Origin of the sequence: Agathobaculum faecis (assembly GCF_014287995.1) — a bacterium.
Lineage (GTDB): Bacteria > Bacillota > Clostridia > Oscillospirales > Butyricicoccaceae > Agathobaculum > Agathobaculum ammoniilyticum.
Genome location: NZ_JACOPL010000001.1, coordinates 334,720 through 349,301, shown reverse-complemented (window position 1 = coordinate 349,301; position 14,582 = coordinate 334,720). Strand labels below are relative to the sequence as shown.

18 protein-coding genes are annotated in these 14,582 nt (G+C 59.7%); 4 read left to right on the top strand and 14 right to left on the bottom strand.

What is annotated here, in order from left to right:
• Positions 1 to 7 precede the first annotated feature (7 nt).
• The 8 genes from H8S45_RS01710 to H8S45_RS01675 form a co-directional block, all read right to left on the bottom strand.
• Positions 8 to 1,048: a sulfate/molybdate ABC transporter ATP-binding protein gene (locus H8S45_RS01710; protein WP_054326027.1), complete on the bottom strand. Its 1,041-nt coding sequence runs from the start codon at positions 1,046 to 1,048 to the stop codon at positions 8 to 10.
• The gene (gene modB / locus H8S45_RS01705; protein ID WP_054326026.1) at positions 1,045 to 1,716 is read right to left on the bottom strand and encodes a molybdate ABC transporter permease subunit; all 672 of its coding nucleotides are present in this window, start codon (positions 1,714 to 1,716) and stop codon (positions 1,045 to 1,047) included. The genes H8S45_RS01710 and modB overlap by 4 nt, the downstream gene beginning before the upstream one ends.
• A gap of 68 nt (positions 1,717 to 1,784) precedes the next feature.
• Positions 1,785 to 2,624: a molybdate ABC transporter substrate-binding protein gene (modA, locus tag H8S45_RS01700; RefSeq protein WP_107630554.1), complete on the bottom strand. Its 840-nt coding sequence runs from the start codon at positions 2,622 to 2,624 to the stop codon at positions 1,785 to 1,787.
• Between the two features lie 58 nt (positions 2,625 to 2,682).
• The gene (locus H8S45_RS01695) at positions 2,683 to 3,255 is read right to left on the bottom strand and encodes a GNAT family N-acetyltransferase (RefSeq protein ID WP_107630553.1); all 573 of its coding nucleotides are present in this window, start codon (positions 3,253 to 3,255) and stop codon (positions 2,683 to 2,685) included.
• Between the two features lie 28 nt (positions 3,256 to 3,283).
• Positions 3,284 to 4,216, bottom strand: a complete 933-nt coding sequence (locus tag H8S45_RS01690; protein ID WP_054326023.1) for an MOSC domain-containing protein — start codon at positions 4,214 to 4,216, stop codon at positions 3,284 to 3,286.
• 3 nt (positions 4,217 to 4,219) lie between these two features.
• Positions 4,220 to 5,200: a GTP 3',8-cyclase MoaA gene (gene moaA, locus H8S45_RS01685; RefSeq protein ID WP_242977797.1), complete on the bottom strand. Its 981-nt coding sequence runs from the start codon at positions 5,198 to 5,200 to the stop codon at positions 4,220 to 4,222.
• The gene (gene moaC, locus H8S45_RS01680; RefSeq protein WP_082396680.1) at positions 5,178 to 5,666 is read right to left on the bottom strand and encodes a cyclic pyranopterin monophosphate synthase MoaC; all 489 of its coding nucleotides are present in this window, start codon (positions 5,664 to 5,666) and stop codon (positions 5,178 to 5,180) included. Before moaC ends, moaA begins: the two co-directional genes overlap by 23 nt.
• Before the next feature lie 35 nt (positions 5,667 to 5,701).
• Positions 5,702 to 6,727: a molybdopterin-binding protein gene (locus H8S45_RS01675; protein ID WP_054326020.1), complete on the bottom strand. Its 1,026-nt coding sequence runs from the start codon at positions 6,725 to 6,727 to the stop codon at positions 5,702 to 5,704.
• Between the two features lie 217 nt (positions 6,728 to 6,944).
• On the opposite strand from H8S45_RS01675, the gene H8S45_RS16130 reads away from it, so the two are divergent.
• Both H8S45_RS16130 and yqeB read left to right on the top strand, forming a co-directional pair.
• Positions 6,945 to 7,334, top strand: a complete 390-nt coding sequence (locus tag H8S45_RS16130; RefSeq protein WP_242977796.1) for a winged helix-turn-helix domain-containing protein — start codon at positions 6,945 to 6,947, stop codon at positions 7,332 to 7,334.
• A gap of 6 nt (positions 7,335 to 7,340) precedes the next feature.
• Positions 7,341 to 8,189: a selenium-dependent molybdenum cofactor biosynthesis protein YqeB gene (gene yqeB, locus H8S45_RS01670; RefSeq protein WP_054326018.1), complete on the top strand. Its 849-nt coding sequence runs from the start codon at positions 7,341 to 7,343 to the stop codon at positions 8,187 to 8,189.
• A 35-nt stretch (positions 8,190 to 8,224) separates the two neighbouring features.
• Here yqeB and yqeC read toward each other — a convergent pair whose 3' ends face one another.
• Genes yqeC through yedE form a run of 4 tightly spaced genes read right to left on the bottom strand, consistent with a single transcriptional unit; the run spans position 8,225 to position 10,479 of the window.
• Complete coding sequence (gene yqeC, locus H8S45_RS01665) at positions 8,225 to 8,926, bottom strand: selenium cofactor biosynthesis protein YqeC (RefSeq protein WP_147573705.1); 702 nt, start codon at positions 8,924 to 8,926, stop codon at positions 8,225 to 8,227.
• Between the two features lie 14 nt (positions 8,927 to 8,940).
• Positions 8,941 to 9,183 (bottom strand): DUF3343 domain-containing protein, encoded by a 243-nt coding sequence (locus H8S45_RS01660; RefSeq protein WP_054326016.1) that lies wholly within the window; start codon positions 9,181 to 9,183, stop codon positions 8,941 to 8,943.
• The gene (locus tag H8S45_RS01655) at positions 9,180 to 9,392 is read right to left on the bottom strand and encodes a sulfurtransferase TusA family protein (RefSeq protein WP_054326015.1); all 213 of its coding nucleotides are present in this window, start codon (positions 9,390 to 9,392) and stop codon (positions 9,180 to 9,182) included. The genes H8S45_RS01660 and H8S45_RS01655 overlap by 4 nt, the downstream gene beginning before the upstream one ends.
• Positions 9,385 to 10,479, bottom strand: a complete 1,095-nt coding sequence (gene yedE / locus H8S45_RS01650) for a YedE family putative selenium transporter (protein WP_054326014.1) — start codon at positions 10,477 to 10,479, stop codon at positions 9,385 to 9,387. The genes H8S45_RS01655 and yedE overlap by 8 nt, the downstream gene beginning before the upstream one ends.
• Positions 10,480 to 10,586: 107 nt before the next feature.
• Here yedE and H8S45_RS01645 point away from each other — a divergent pair, with 107 nt between their 5' ends.
• A complete protein-coding gene (locus tag H8S45_RS01645) occupies positions 10,587 to 11,738 on the top strand; it encodes an aminotransferase class V-fold PLP-dependent enzyme (protein ID WP_147573704.1) in 1,152 nt (383 codons plus the stop codon).
• On the opposite strand, the gene selD is transcribed toward H8S45_RS01645, so the two are convergent.
• Positions 11,725 to 12,762: a selenide, water dikinase SelD gene (gene selD, locus H8S45_RS01640; protein WP_054326013.1), complete on the bottom strand. Its 1,038-nt coding sequence runs from the start codon at positions 12,760 to 12,762 to the stop codon at positions 11,725 to 11,727. The two genes, H8S45_RS01645 and selD, sit on opposite strands and share 14 nt — an antisense overlap.
• 250 nt (positions 12,763 to 13,012) lie before the next feature.
• Between selD and H8S45_RS01635 the strand changes: the two genes are divergently transcribed.
• Entirely contained in the window at positions 13,013 to 13,900 is an 888-nt protein-coding gene (locus H8S45_RS01635; protein WP_054326012.1) for a DegV family protein, read from the top strand.
• Positions 13,901 to 13,944: 44 nt separating this feature from the next.
• Here the strand turns inward: H8S45_RS01635 and H8S45_RS16830 are convergent, their stop codons facing one another.
• Positions 13,945 to 14,316: a ComF family protein gene (locus H8S45_RS16830; protein WP_390126339.1), complete on the bottom strand. Its 372-nt coding sequence runs from the start codon at positions 14,314 to 14,316 to the stop codon at positions 13,945 to 13,947.
• Positions 14,317 to 14,582 lie beyond the last annotated feature (266 nt).

Sequence of the window (14,582 nt, the reverse complement as noted above, 5' to 3'; positions counted from 1 at the left end):
TCCGTTTTCAAGTCAGCAGCAATACATGCTCAGGCGCGATGCCGAGCGAATCAGGGAGCGCGGCCGGCTTCCTGTCCTTGGGGAAGCGCCACCAGAGCGCAGGCGCGCTTGCGGCTTGGCTCTGGTAGCGGAACAGCAGGATCCATTCAAACGGCTCTTCCAACGCGTCTGCCCATAACACGGGCAAGCGGTTGGACGGAACCTGCGGGTGGAAAGCATGCGCGCGCAGGCCGACCGCTTTCAGGTTGTCCGGCACAGGCTGCGCGGCAGTCAGACAGACGCCCCAGTCGAGCGCCTCGACGGTATATGCGCCCGCTTTGACCGCGCGGGAGATATTTTTGCAACCGGTCAGACGTGCGGCGGCCTCGCTGCCAGGGGCGGCAAAAACCTCTTTAGTGCCGCCCGCGCGCAGGATACGGCCATCCTCCATAATGCACAGACGGGTGCAGAGGTGATAGGCTTCGTCACGGCTGTGCGTCACCATCACCGCCTGCCGCCCGTAGGAGCGCAGCAGGGACATGAACTGGGGCTGGAGCTGGTCGCGTAAATGGCTGTCCAGCGCGGAGAACGGCTCGTCCAGCAGCAGCAGGCGCGGCTGGCTGACCAGCATGCGGGCAAGCGCTGCCCGCTGCGCCTGTCCGCCCGAAAGCTGGGCTGGGCGGTGTTTTTCCAAACCGGTGAGCTGCAGCATTTCGAGCGTTTCCCGCAGGCACCGCTGGCGGGTGGCCTTATCCTTTTCCGCGTGCAGGCCGCACAGGATGTTTTTTTCCACCGTCATATGGGGAAACAGGGCATAGTGCTGGAACAGATAGCCAACCTGCCGTTTTTGCGGCGGCAGGTTGATGCCGCGAGCGGAATCGAACAGCGTTTCACCGTCCAGCACGATCCAGCCTTCGTCCGGCTTTTCCACGCCGGCGATACATTTGAGCGTCATGCTTTTGCCGCAGCCGGAGGCGCCCAGCAGGCCGGTAACAGCGTCCGCAGTCTCAAACGAAGCGTTTAATGTGAAAGAGCCCAGCCGCTTGCGGATATCGACAAATAAGTTCACCCGACATGTCCTCCTTTCCGCTGGCGACGCTCAAGCAGGCTCACGGTCAGCAGCACCGCTGCCGAGATCGCAAGGTTGACCAGTACCCAGTAAAATGCGTGCAGCTCGTCGCCGGTGCGCCACAGCTGATAGACGGTGGTGGAGATGGTCGCGGTACGGCCGGGCGTATAGCCGATCAGCATACTGGTCGCGCCATACTCGCCCAGCGCGCGGGCGAACGCCAATACGACGCCCGCGAAAATCCCCTGCCTGCAGGCAGGCAGCCGGATACGCCAGAATATGTAACAATTGGAGAGACCAAGCGTCTGCCCAGCCTGCGCTAAGGTCTCGTCGAACGCTTCAAACGCGCCGCGCGCGGTGCGGTACAGTAGGGGAAACGCGACGACCGCCGCCGTGATTACACCGCCGTACCAGGTCATCACGAATTTTATTCCGACGCTTTCCAGCGCCATGCCCAGTGGCCGCCGGCTGCCGAACAACAGCAGCAGAAAATATCCGACGACCGTAGGCGGCAATACGAGCGGCAAGGTCAGTATCATGTCCAAAACGCCTTTGAGCGCACGGGGCAGGCGCACGGCGTAGTATGCCGCCGCGATGCCTGTAAAGCATACCAGCACGATGCTGATCGCCGCGATGCGCAGCGAGTTCCAAAGCGGATACCAGTCCACCCGCGTTACCTCCTCAGATACCAGTGTGGGACTGGATCCCTTTCTCTGTCCGAACCCAGCCTGCGCCGTTAGGCGACTTTAGAGAATCCCACCGCTTCGAACACTGACATGGCCTCGTCTGCGGCAAGGTAGTCCAGAAAAGACCGCGCCGCATCCTGATGCGCGGAGGTTTGCAGCACGGCCGCCGGATAAATGACCTGTCCGCACATTTCGGGTGTCGCCTCATCGACAACGGTCAGGCCCGCGCTGTAAGCGTCCGTGCAGTAAATAACGCCCGCATCCACGCTGCCCTCTCTGACCTGAGTGGTGACCTCTTTGACGTTGCTGCCGTAGGTGATACACTGTGCATTGGTGAGCGCTGATTCATCCAGGCCATAGTAGGCAAGGATTTTTTGCGTATATTGACCGACCGGCACATCGCTGTTGCCCATGGCGAGCAGGATATCCCCCGCTTCCAGATGCGCGGCCAGCATGTCAAAGCTGTCGATGCCCTTGGGGTTATTTTCCGGCACGGCGAGCGTCACCTTGTTTTCCAACAGGTCGACACGGCTGCCCGCCAGCAAGAAATCCAGCCCGTCGGTGTTGACCGATGGGTCAGCCGTCGCATCCAATTGATCCATCTGCTTTTGGCCGGCGGAAATAAACAGGTCGCACATCGCGCCTTCCTCGATCTGGGTCTTGAGTGTACCGGAGGAGTCAAAGTTAAAGGTCAGCGTCACGTCCGGCGCGACGGTTTTGTAGTCCTCGGCGATCTGGTCCAGGGTTTCGGTAAGGCTGGCCGCTGCGAAAACGACCAGTTCAGTTTCCTGCCCTGCTGCGACGTCGCCGGATGCGGCTTCCGTGCCGTCGCAGGCAGTCAGGCTGAGCGCCGTTGCTGCCGTGAGCAACCATACAATGTGTTTTTCCATAGGGGATTCTCTTTTCTTTTTCATGGATTTCTTGGTGGAATATAGCATACGGACAAGATTACAGATGCTTTTCAACATAGTGCGCATCATAAAGGTTCCAGTATTTCCGGTATACGCGGTCGTCCTGTCCGTCAAAATTCAATTGATACATTCTGAATACGACCCGAATATTTTTAGGCTGCCACTGCTCCTCGTAAGAATAGCAATATCGCATGCCGATCTGTCGCATCACTTTTCCGCTTCTGGGGTTGTTTTTATCGTGCGTTGCCGTGATGTAAGGAACACCGTCCTTTCGCAGATACGCGACAAGCGTCTTGCCTGCCTCGGTCGCGATCCCTCTGTGCCAGAACTCACGGCGGAGCGCATAGCCGAAATCATGGCTGTCGTCCGTATCTGCTTTTACATAGCCGATCGGAATGTTATCACTTTGTAGACAAATTGCGAAATGATATGCCTTGCCTGCAAAATGCGTTTCGTAAAATGTCCTGGTATCCTCCAGACTTTTGACGGGGAACCAGGGTAAGAACGTGTTTACCGTTTCATCCATCAAAAGAAGATGCAGAGGCTGCATATCTTTGTCTTCAAATTTGCGCAGGATTAGCCGGTCTGTTTCAAGAGGTATGGTATGCATCAAAGCCTCCTTTTTTGATGTAGAGAACTCAGCGCCCACAGTCCTGCGGCATGCCACGCAGGAGGTCAAGCGCATGGGGGAGCTGGTCCAGAAATACGTCCATGCCCTCCATACACGCCCTGGGGCTGCCGGGCAGATTAATAATCAGCGTCTTGCCGCGGATGACCGCCGCCGCGCGGCTGAGCATGGCGCGCGGCGTGATGCGCATGCTCGCGGCGCGGATCGCTTCCGCGATGCCGGGCGCGTCGCGTTCCGCGACAGCGCGTGTCGCCTCAGGTGTGATATCGCGCGGGGCAAAGCCTGTGCCGCCCGTGGTCAGAATCAGGTCGAGCTGCCGCTGGTCGCACAGGCGGATAAGGCTGCGCTCAAGCAGTTCGCGTTCGTCCGGCCGGACAAGCTGCTCGACAACCACGAATCCGGCCGCGGCCAGCCGTGCGGCGACCAAAGGACCGCTTTTATCCTCTCGCTCGCCTGAAGCGCAGCGGTCGGACAGGGTGACGACCGCCGCCTGATATGGTAAGGGCGCGGTGCGCGGCTCGACTGTCATTTCATCGCCTGCGGAGATTTGCCCGCCTGCGAGCACGCGGGCGAACACACCTTCACGCGGCATAATGCAATCCCCCATTTTTTCGTAAATCGCACAGTGGTGATGGCATTCCTTGCCGATTTGTGTCAGCTCAAGTAGCACATCCCCGCAGCGCAGCAATGTGCCGACCGGCAGGCTGCGGAAGTCGATGCCCTCCACCACGAGATTTTCCCCAAACGCGCCGGAGCGCACATCCGCGCCTTTTGCGTTAAAAGCAGCAACCTCCTCTGCGGAAAGCAGACTGACCTGCCGGTGCCAGTGTCCGGCGTGTGCGTCACCGCGGATACCCCAATCCTTTTCCAGCAGAGCTTCCTTTCGGCTTTGCTTTTGTACGCCGCGCGTTTCGCTCGTACATACGGCGATTATCTTTCCCATTGACTATCCTCCGATCTGGTTCATGCTTCTTTGCTCGGCGGGGTACTGCGTTCGGGTAAAACAATGGGCGGCAGGTTTTGCCCAAACTGCCTGTTCGATGGCCGTACTCAACGCGTTTTCCGCCGCGCCGCCGCGCAGGAGCGGCTTCAGGTCCGTACCTTGCGGATAGCAAAGGCAGGGCTTCAATATGCCCGTACTGGTCAGGCGCACGCGGTTGCAGTCTGCGCAAAACGAATGGCTGACCGCTTGGATGAGTCCGATGTAGCCCTGAAGAGCGGGCGTGGAATAATAGCGTGCAGGTCCGTTGCCGCGCCGCTCCCCAAAAGGCGCAAGCGTCGGCCAGACTGTGCGCAGGCGGTCAAGAACGGAAGAAGACGCGGCGGAAAGCGCTTTCCTGCCGCCAATCGGCATATGTTCGATAAAACGCACGTCTACAGGGAGCTGCTCCGCCAGCCGCGCGAGTGAGATGAGTTGATCTGCTGTTTCCGGCAGAAGCACAGCGTTTATGCGGGTAGGGAGCCGCCCCGCGCATTGGCGTACGGCGGCGAGCACGTCGTCTGCTGTGTGCATGCGGCGGGTGATGCGTTGATACTGCGCGTTATCGAGGGTGTCCAAGCTGATGTTGACGCTGTCGAGACCGGCTTGGCACAGCTCGTCCAGCAAAGGCGGGAGCAGGAGGCCGTTGGTGGTCAGCGTTACCTGACGCACGCCGGAAACTGCCTTCAGCGCGCGGATAAAATCCGTACAGCCCCGGCGGACAAGCGGTTCGCCGCCTGTGACCTTGAACCGGTCAATGCCCAGCGCCGCCGCCGCACGTGCGACGCGCAGCAGCTCCTCATACCGAAGCAGAGCGCTGTGCGCGGAAAGCGGGATGCCTCCGGCTGGCATACAGTAGCGGCAGCGCAGGTTGCACCGGTCGGTAATGGATAAGCGCAGGTAGTTAATCTCGCGGCCGAGCGCGTCACGCATGGCTGTTGTCCGCAAAGCGGAAATCTCCGCTCTTGCCGCCCTGCTTTTTCAGCAGATGGATGTCCGAGATCACCATGCGCTTGTCGATCGCCTTACACATATCGTAAATGGTGAGCAGCGCGGTGGAAGCGCCGGTCAGGGCTTCCATTTCCACACCGGTCGGGCCGGCGCAACGCACGGTGCAGACAGCCTGGATGCTCCGTTCTTCTTCCAAAAACGTAAATGCGATTTCGCATTTGGTAAGGTTCAGCCGGTGGCACAGCGGAATAAGGTCGGCGGTGTGTTTAGCAGCCATGATGCCCGCCACCTGTGCTACGCCAAGCACATTGCCTTTTTGGGATGTGCCGCTTTGAACAGCTGAAAAGCATTCCGCGCTCATGCGGATGCGTCCAGAGGCGGAAGCCGTGCGCACAGAGGACTGCTTCGCGCTTACATCCACCATCACGGCATTGCCGTTTGCATCAATATGGGTAAAAGCCATAACGTCCTCCTGTTTCCCACGATGAAGCCGATGCGTCATATGCCCTTGCCGAAGCCGCAGTTCGGGAAATGGCAGTCCGCACAGTTCAGGCACAGCCCACCATGCCCCAGACCGGCGAGCCAGTCTGCAGTGACAGGCATGTCTGCCAGCAGACGAGGCAGGACCAGATCGAAGATGGTACGCTTTGCGTACATCACGCACCCCGGCAGGCCGCAGACCGGATGCCCGTCCGGCAGATAGGAAACAAGGAACATCGCGCCCGGCAGCACGGGTGCGCCGTAGCTGATCACTTTCGCGCCCGCATTCCGTATGGCAAGCGGAGTGCGGTCGTCCGGATCGACGCTCATGCCGCCGGTACAGAGAATCAGCTCCACGCCGCTGGCCGCCATCTGACAGATTGCGTCCGTGATCTGTCCCGCGTTGTCGCTGCAAACCGTATGTGCGGTCATTTTACAGCCGTATTCGGCCATTTTCCGCACGAGCACCGGCGTGAATGCATCCTGAATCAGGCCATGATATACCTCGTTTCCAGTTGTGACCACGCCGAAAGAACGGGGACGGAATGGAAGCAGTCGGAGGAGCGGTTCGTCTCCGGTTGTTCGTGCAGCCCGCTCCATTTTTTCTTTTTCGATCACAAGAGGGATCACACGCATGCCGCACAGCTTGTCGCCCGCCTTGACGGGAAAGCCCGAGGCGCGCGTGGCGATTATCATTTCGCCCAGCGCATTGACCGCGCGCAGGCGCTCGATATCGACCAGCAGCAGGCCGTCGGCTTCAGCGATCAGCTCGATTTTCCCCTCTTTAGGAGGGGTGGCGCGCATATGCGCGTTTTGACAGATTGCACGCAGGATATCCGCTGCATCGTTTTCGTGCAGCATGGTTTCGTTATTTTCCCAAATATAGATATGCTCCTTGCCGACGCTGAGGAGGATAGGGATATCCTCCTCGCGGATGATATGACCCTTGCGGAACACCGCGTCCTTTGTGATGCCAGGGATAATCTGGGTGATATCATGGCAGAGCACCTGCCCGACCGCGTCCTGCGTGCGTATCAATTTCATAGGGAAAGCCTCCTGCGGTAAGCTGCGGACTGCTCACAAAAGCGTCCAGCGGCATTTGTATAACACGATTATACCATACTGCAATCTATTTCGGCAACAAATAAGGAATAGAAAAGCGCAGGGCGTTTTTGTCGCACCTTTCGTTATATTAATTAATATATAACGAAAGGTATGCAAAACGGGTGGGCCGTTGCGTTTGAACAGGGGACATGCTATAATGATGGCATATTGGCGGATGGAGGAAAACCTAATGGCGGAGCGGATTCGGGTGAAAGCAAGCCTGCGCCTTGTGCGGGAGGGAAAGCTTTTCGGGCCGGGCGCGGCGCAGTTGCTCGAGGGCGTCGCGGAACTGGGATCCCTGCGGCGCAGCGCCGCACGCATGGAGATGAGCTACAACAAGGCATGGAGCGTGGTACATGCTTGCGAGGAGCAGCTTGGCTTTGCGCTGTTGGAGCGCCGCATCGGCGGAGCGGGGGGCGGCGGCGCGTCGCTGACTGAAAAAGGACGCGCGCTTCTGGCGCGGTACCGTGCGTTCGACAGACAGGCACATGAGATGCTCGACCAGATGGCGCAGGAATATTTTACGGATCTGTTGGGGCAGGAGTGAACTGGAATGTTAAAGCGTGAAGTGCGGCCGTGGGTGCTGGTGCGGGGAGCAGGAGATCTGGCAACCGGAGTGATCGTTCGCCTGTACCGCTGCGGCTTCAGGGTGATCACGACTGAATGTGCGGACCCTTCCGCGATTCGGCGCAAGGCGGCGCTGTGCGAGGCTGTTTGGCGGGGGACATCCAAGGTGGAGGGCGTGCGCTGCCGCTGCGTTTCTGATGTGGCGCAGGCGGCAGCGGTATCCCGCACGGGCGAAGTGCCGCTGCTGGTGGATGAACGCGCGGCTTGCATCGGGGTGCTGCGGCCCGCCGCAGTGGTGGATGCCATTTTGGCCAAACACAATTTGGGTACCGACCGGAGCCTGGCTCAAATCACGATTGGCATTGGCCCAGGCTTTACTGCGGGCGAGGATGTGGACGCAGTGGTGGAGACCATGCGGGGACACCATCTGGGGCGTGTGATTCGGCAGGGTGCGGCAATACCAGATACGGGTGTGCCGGGGGCGATTGCGGGTTATACGGTGGAACGGGTCATTCACGCGCCGGCGGCAGGGCGGATGCGCTTTGTTAAGGATGAAACTGGTGCGGCAGTGGATATCGGCGCGATTGTCCGCGCGGGGCAGACCATCGCCCGTATTGGAGAAACGCCGGTTTCCGCGACGATAAACGGCGTTCTGCGCGGCCTGATTCGGGAGGGCTATCCGGTATCGGCGGGGCTGAAGATCGCGGATATCGACCCACGGCCGGAACAGGCGGCCTATTGCGATACCATATCGGATAAGGCGCGTGCAATCGGCGGCGGCGTGGTGGAAGCGCTTCTCGAGCTATCCGGAGAAAAGGGGATCGAGTTACTGTAAGCAACGACAAAAACGGGCTGGTATCAGCCCGTTTTTTAGGTCAAGGGAAGCAGCCAGTCGATGAAGTGGGCAGGGGTGTCGTGTAGACTTCCCATGCGGCAGTCCAGGCCGTCAGAGGAAAGCGCCTGCAAAATTTCCTTCGCCTGCGGCCGAACACCGGTAAGATCCGACTGATTTAGGAAGACGCGCAGCTTGTCAGGGGGAAGTCCGACCGCGGCGACGGTTTCCCGAATGCAGGATATCATGGTCTGCGGACCGATCCGCTGGCTGGGAGCCTGCGCCCAGACGGGGTGGAGCTGGTAACGGTGTACCGCTGCCCCGACCGGTCGCCCAAGCGCGGACAGGCCGGCAACAATCAGGCAAAGGCTGGTTTGCGGCGGGAGTACCGGTTCATCCGGACGGTGCAGCTTGAGCGGTAAGCCGTGCGCGCCGTCCGCTTCGCAAAGCGTAATATCGGAAGCGCGGATGGATTGCTGCAGCAAGGCAGCGGGAAGCGCCCCCATTTTCCCGTCTGTAGAACGCGTACCCGCACAGGTAACTCCGGTCCGGCGAAGCTGTTCCTGAAGCTGGATGGGGGGGGGATCGAGCAGCAGGCTGCGGCACAGCGGCGGACGGACTGGAAACATATGGGTCGTGGTGGTCAGCAGGACAGCACGGTGGGAGAGGGCGCGTGCCAGATGAAGCAGGGCGGTCGTTTTCCCGCCGGCCCCTACGGCGGCAATTACGAAAGGCGACATGGGTGTCACTCCTTTCAGGTTTCGCTGCGCCAAAGCAGAATATAACCAGTGGTTCCCGCAAGGTAAATTGCCTCGGTATCCGTATCCAGCAGCGCGCGGCAGTCAGTTTCGGCGGAAAACTGGACGCAGGTGCCGCAGGACGAACTGAGCGTGCGCGGGACTGGCAGCATCCGGACGGGAATATCCGCGTTTTGCAGGGCTTGGAAGCTTAAAAGAGCGCTCAGGTGGGTGTAGAACGTCGCAATATATCGATTCATGGCAGTTTAGTCAGCAGAAGAGAGAATTCATCATCCGCAACCTCGCGAATCTCTACCGCATAACCGCTGTGACCGGCAAAGCGGGAAATATTTTCGACCGCGCAGCGGTCGTCCACCAGCACCTCAAGTTGGTCGGGCGCGCTCCGGCTGACTTCCTTCTGCACCATGACCACCGGCATGGGGCAGGAATATCCTCTTGCATCAACCATTGTTTTTTTCCTCCTTGTGCAGATTCACGACGGATATGATAAACAGCAGGATCAGGCCGATCAGTATCCCGATCTGTCCGGGCGTTCCCACACCTCCAGCGACAAAGGCGCCGCCCGTCATGGCATCCGCGTTGCCGGCCATGCCGAAATTGTGGGAGAGCGCCGCGCCGGTCAGCATGCCGAATACGGTAACCGCGCTGTCCCCGTTGCCTTCTCCGGCCAAAATGAGCTGGCGGAGCGGGCATCCGCCCAGAAGAACAGCGCCCCAGCCGACCGCTGCCATCCCGAGCAGGTTCCACAGATAATCATGATGGGCAATCGGCTGCACGGCAAGCGTGGGATGGAATCCGCCCAGCAGCAGGTTGCCGATCAGCACGGTGGCGAAGATCGCCGCAAAGCCGCTCACTAAATGGAAGTCGCGGAACAGGAATATGTCGCGGATGCCGCCTGCCATACACAGCCGGCTTTTCTGCGCCAGCCCGCCGACGATCAGCCCGCCGGCGAGGGAAACCAGCCAGTAGGCATGGCTCGCGCCCGGCCCTTCCTCGGAGAAGCGCAGCACAGAAGGTACGGCAAGCAGAAGGACAAGAAGGGCGGCCATAAAACAGGGCAGGACGAAGCCGTTAGACCGCTTTACTTTATAGGCGCGGCCCAGGGAAAATCCTTTTTTCAGGCACAACACACCGATGCCGATGCCGAGCGCGAAGCCGGCAAAGCCGGAAACGGCGGTAAGGTCGCCCCCGGCCAGCCGAAGCACCATGCGGAGCGGGCAGCCGAGGAAAGCGAGCGCTCCGACCATGACAATCATACCCAGTACAAAGCGCAGCGCGGGCGCGGAACCGGCGCGCGCCTCGAATTCACGGCCGGCCGTGGCGGACAGGAGCGCGCCCAGTACGAGCCCGATTATTTCCGGGCGTATGTATTGGACCTTTGCGGCGCTGTGCATACCAAGCCCGCCCGCGATATCACGCAGGAAGCAGGCGATGCAGAAGCCCATATTGGCGGGATTGCCTGCTGCGGTAAGCCCCAGCGCAGCGAGGCCGGTGATAAAACCGGCCAGAAGGATGAGACGGTGGTGTTTGCTCATAGGGAATCTCCTTTAATAAAATGAGGTCGAAATTTTACTTTTGCTGCAGGCTGTGCTACACTGGTCAAAACAGAGCCCTGTACAGAGAGGGCAATGGAGGGATGCCGATGAGAACCATATATCTGGATCATGCCGCGACGTCGTTCCCCAAACCGCCGGCGGTAGGGAAACGGATGCAGGAATATGTGGAAACCGTGGGCGCGACGGTCAACCGGTCGTCCTATGGCGCCGCGCAGGAGGCGGGTATGGTCGCGCTGCGCCTGCGGCAAAGGCTGGGTGCGCTGTTCTCTTTTCCCGACCCTGCGCATGTGGTGCTGACGCCCGGCAATACTTGGGGGCTGAATATGCTGCTGCACGGCGCGCTGCGCCCGGGCGATCACTGTCTGGTTTCCGCGATGGAGCACAACGCGGTCATGCGTCCGCTACAGCAGATGTCGCAGCACGGCGTGCGGTTTGAGCGCGTGCCGTGCGACGCGGAGGGATGCCTTGACCTGCGGGCGCTGGAGCGGATGCTGCGGCCGGATACGAGGCTGGTGCTGCTTTGCCACGCCTCCAACGTTTCCGGCACGGTGCAGGACGCCGAAAGGGCGGGACAGGTCTGCGCTGCGCATGGTGTTCCGTTTGCGCTGGATGCCGCGCAGACGGCCGGACACCTGCCGATTGATTTCGGCAGGCTGGGGCTTGCGGCGCTATCCGTTCCCGGGCATAAGGGCCTGATGGGGCCGCAGGGCATCGGGGCGCTGATTCTGCGGCCGGATTTCGCGGCGGCTCTGGAACCATTTGTTTCCGGTGGGACGGGAAGCGCGTCAGACAGCGAGGAACAGCCAAGTTATATGCCCGACCGGTTTGAGTCGGGAACACCGAATGTGCCGGGGATTTACGGCTGGGAAGCGGCGCTGGAATACCTGCAGGGCGTTACGGTGGAGACGGTCGCCGCACATGACAGGGTGCTGGCCGAACAGTTCCTGGACGGCTTGCAGAGAGTGCCGGGCGTCGTGCTGTACGGCCCCCGAACCGCCGCGGGGCGGGTAGGGGTATTCAGCCTAGATTTCCCTGGAAAAGATAATGCGGAAGCGGCGTACCGGCTGGAGTGCGAATATGGAATTTTGACACGCTGCGGTTTGCACTGTGCGCCGTCCGCTCATAAAACGCTTGGCACGTTCCCAAGAGGAAGCGTGCGGCTGTCTTTCGGTTGGTTCACGACCGAAGAAGAGGTCGGGCGTGCGCTGGAAGCCATTGCCGCGGTCAGCGCAGGATGATTCTTGCGCCTCCGGTATAGTCGGCCGCTTTGCCGATACGCTGCGCGCTGGGTACGGATGGCCGCAACTCGTCCCAAAGCGCGTCCGCGTCCGCCGGATCGACGGCGATCAGCAGCCCGCCGGAGGTCTGCGGGTCATACAGCAGGTCCTGTACAGCCAGCTCGGTCTGTCCCGCATCGACAAAGGGCTGGGCAAAGGTGCGGTTGCGATACATCCCTTCCGGCAGGATGCCGGTGCGCGCCAGCGCGAGGGCTTCGGGCAGCAGGTCGAACCCTTTTGCGTCAAGCGTCAGCGCAACCCCGCTTGCCTGCGCCATTTCAACCGCATGGCCGAGAAGGCCGAAGCCGGTTACATCCGTGCAGGCATGGACGCGATACCGCACCATGATATCGCGCGCGGCTTTGTTCAGGGTTGCCATCAGGCGATAGGCCTGCGCGAGCGCGGCAGGGGGACAAAGCTCCGCTTTGGCGGCGGTAGTGAGGACGCCGGTTCCGAGGGGCTTGGTCAGAAACATAATATCCCCCGGCCTTGCCCCTGCGTTTGTCAGCAGCCGCTCGGGATGGACAAAGCCAGTGACGGACAGGCCGTATTTTGGCTCCTCATCCAAAATACTGTGTCCGCCGGTGATGAGCGCGCCGGCTTCATATACCTTGCCATAGCCGCCCCTGAGAAGCGCATGGACCGCGCTCTGGGGCATCTTCTCCGGTATACAGAGCAGGTTAAGCGCGAGCTTTGGTTCGCCGCCCATGGCGTAAATGTCAGACAGGGCGTTGGCGGCCGCAATCTGGCCAAACAGAAACGGATCGTCCGCAATGGGTGGAAAAAAGTCCACGGTCTGCACCAGCGCAAGCTCGTCCGACAGCCGGTAAACCGAGGCGTCATCGCTTTTGTCAAAGCCCACCAGCAGATCAGGATCGCGGTGGACCTCTATGCCGTCGAGCAACTGTGCCAAAATACCGGCGCCGACCTTGGCGCCGCAGCCTGCGCAACGAGTAAGTTTGGTCCATTTAATATTTTCTTCCATAGCGGCAGCTCCTTGCTTTGCAGAAAAAAAGCGATTGAAAGCGTGCTTCAATCGCGGTGCCTGCGTGCGTTATCCTAATCAAAAGATAACATGGATGGGGGAAAAGGTCAAGAAAAGAAATGTCTGGACCGTTCCCGAAACGGGTTTTCTGCCGCCTTTCAAGGCGTCGACGTTTTACGGTATATGCCTTTTCAGAAAAGCGGTTTCATGGTATACTGGAAACAAATGATGGAATGATGAGGAATGTTTTATGGTTTCATATGCGCTTACCTGCTGTTCGACAGCAGATCTGCCCGCCGAATTCTTTCGGATGAGGCAGGTACCCTTCGCCAGCTTTCATTTTCAGTTGGAGGGGGAAGATTACCTGGACGATCTCGGCAAAACCATACCCTATGAGGAGTATTTTGCAAAAATAGCCGCGGGGGCGCAGCCCACCACGGCGCAGGTAAATGTGGAGGAATACAAGCGGCTGTTCGAACCGCTGCTGCAGGAGGGGAAAGACATCCTGCATCTGTCATTTTCTAGCGGACTGTCAGGCTCCTGCGCGTCCGCCTGTATTGCGGCCGAAGAAATGCGGGAGAAATATCCGGAACGGAAGATTTATGTGGTGGATACGCTGGCGGCATCCTCCGGCTATGGGCTGCTGGTGGATGCGGCCTGCGATAAGCGCGACGCGGGTATGTCGCTTGATGAATTGCACACATGGGTGGAACAGAACAAGCTCCGGCTCCACCACTGGTTTTTTGCGACCGACCTGACCAGCTTTAAGCGCGGTGGCCGAATTTCGCCCGCTGCAGCAACCTTTGGCACGCTGCTGGGGATTTGTCCGCTGCTCAACGTGGATTTTGAGGGCCGTCTGGTTCCTCGGAAGAAAATACGGGGCAAAAAAGCGGTCGTTTCCGAAATTGTTAAAATGATGGAGCAGCATGCGGAAAATGGACTGGATTACAGCGGAAAATGCTTTATTTCGCAGTCCGCATGCATGGAAGATGCGCGCGCGGTAGCGGATATGGTAGAGGCGCGATTCCCGCATCTGAACGGCAGGGTCTCCATAAACAGTATCGGCACAGTAATCGGTGCGCATACCGGCCCAGGGACGGTTGCGCTGTTTTTCTGGGGAGATGAGCGGGACGACTGAAATGGAAAAAGCAGGGAGGATGGTAGCACCATCTCCCTGCTTTTTTAATCTCTGCGGCCGGACGGCGTTCTGGTAGGGGCAAGCACATAAACATGCGTCGCGCCCATTTCGCGCAGCAGCTTGACCGCCGCGGCAGCCGTCGAACCGGTTGTGATAATATCGTCTACAAGGACAACGGATTTACCGGAAAGGTCGATGCCGGCGCGTATCCACAGAGCGCGTTTCGCGTTCTTCTCCCGCGCCGCCGCGTCCTTTCGGCCAGACTGCTTGGGGGTAAACGGCCGCTTCCACAGCGTGGCGGCACAGGAAAGCGAAAACGGGGCGGCGATCCGCTGCGCGAGCAGCTCCGCCTGGTTATAGCCGCGCTGGTACCAGTGGAGCACACCGATGGGGATAAATGTGACAAGATCAGGCATCCAGGTGTCCAGTCGCTCCGCTAAGACCGGCAGGGTCTGCGCGGCGAACCAGTCTGCATAGTGCTGGCGGTGCTTGAATTTGAAACGCTTGACCGCGTCCGCGACCGCACCGGTGTAAAGAAGCGGTGCGGCGGCATCATCGGCTCCGTCGATCTGGAACCGCTCGGTGCATCGGTACTGCTCCCGCACGGCCTTTGCGCAGGCAGGACAAAGCATGGCGGCTTTCCCAGCGTCAGCATCCAAGGTTTTGCAGCAAAGTACACAGG

Bases quoted from the DNA above. Each gene is read 5' to 3' on its own strand.
- modA (WP_107630554.1), bottom strand. From the start codon at position 2,624: ATGGAAAAACACATTGTATGGTTGCTCACGGCAGCAACGGCGCTCAGC.
- H8S45_RS01695 (WP_107630553.1), bottom strand. From the start codon at position 3,255: ATGCATACCATACCTCTTGAAACAGACCGGCTAATCCTGCGCAAATTT.
- H8S45_RS01690 (WP_054326023.1), bottom strand. From the start codon at position 4,216: ATGGGAAAGATAATCGCCGTATGTACGAGCGAAACGCGCGGCGTACAA.
- moaC (WP_082396680.1), bottom strand. From the start codon at position 5,666: ATGGCTTTTACCCATATTGATGCAAACGGCAATGCCGTGATGGTGGAT.
- H8S45_RS01675 (WP_054326020.1), bottom strand. From the start codon at position 6,727: ATGAAATTGATACGCACGCAGGACGCGGTCGGGCAGGTGCTCTGCCAT.
- H8S45_RS16130 (WP_242977796.1), top strand. From the start codon at position 6,945: ATGATGGCATATTGGCGGATGGAGGAAAACCTAATGGCGGAGCGGATT.
- yqeB (WP_054326018.1), top strand. From the start codon at position 7,341: ATGTTAAAGCGTGAAGTGCGGCCGTGGGTGCTGGTGCGGGGAGCAGGA.
- yqeC (WP_147573705.1), bottom strand. From the start codon at position 8,926: ATGTCGCCTTTCGTAATTGCCGCCGTAGGGGCCGGCGGGAAAACGACC.
- H8S45_RS01660 (WP_054326016.1), bottom strand. From the start codon at position 9,183: ATGAATCGATATATTGCGACGTTCTACACCCACCTGAGCGCTCTTTTA.
- H8S45_RS01655 (WP_054326015.1), bottom strand. From the start codon at position 9,392: ATGGTTGATGCAAGAGGATATTCCTGCCCCATGCCGGTGGTCATGGTG.
- yedE (WP_054326014.1), bottom strand. From the start codon at position 10,479: ATGAGCAAACACCACCGTCTCATCCTTCTGGCCGGTTTTATCACCGGC.
- H8S45_RS01645 (WP_147573704.1), top strand. From the start codon at position 10,587: ATGAGAACCATATATCTGGATCATGCCGCGACGTCGTTCCCCAAACCG.
- selD (WP_054326013.1), bottom strand. From the start codon at position 12,762: ATGGAAGAAAATATTAAATGGACCAAACTTACTCGTTGCGCAGGCTGC.
- H8S45_RS01635 (WP_054326012.1), top strand. From the start codon at position 13,013: ATGGTTTCATATGCGCTTACCTGCTGTTCGACAGCAGATCTGCCCGCC.
- H8S45_RS16830 (WP_390126339.1), bottom strand. From the start codon at position 14,316: ATGCCTGATCTTGTCACATTTATCCCCATCGGTGTGCTCCACTGGTAC.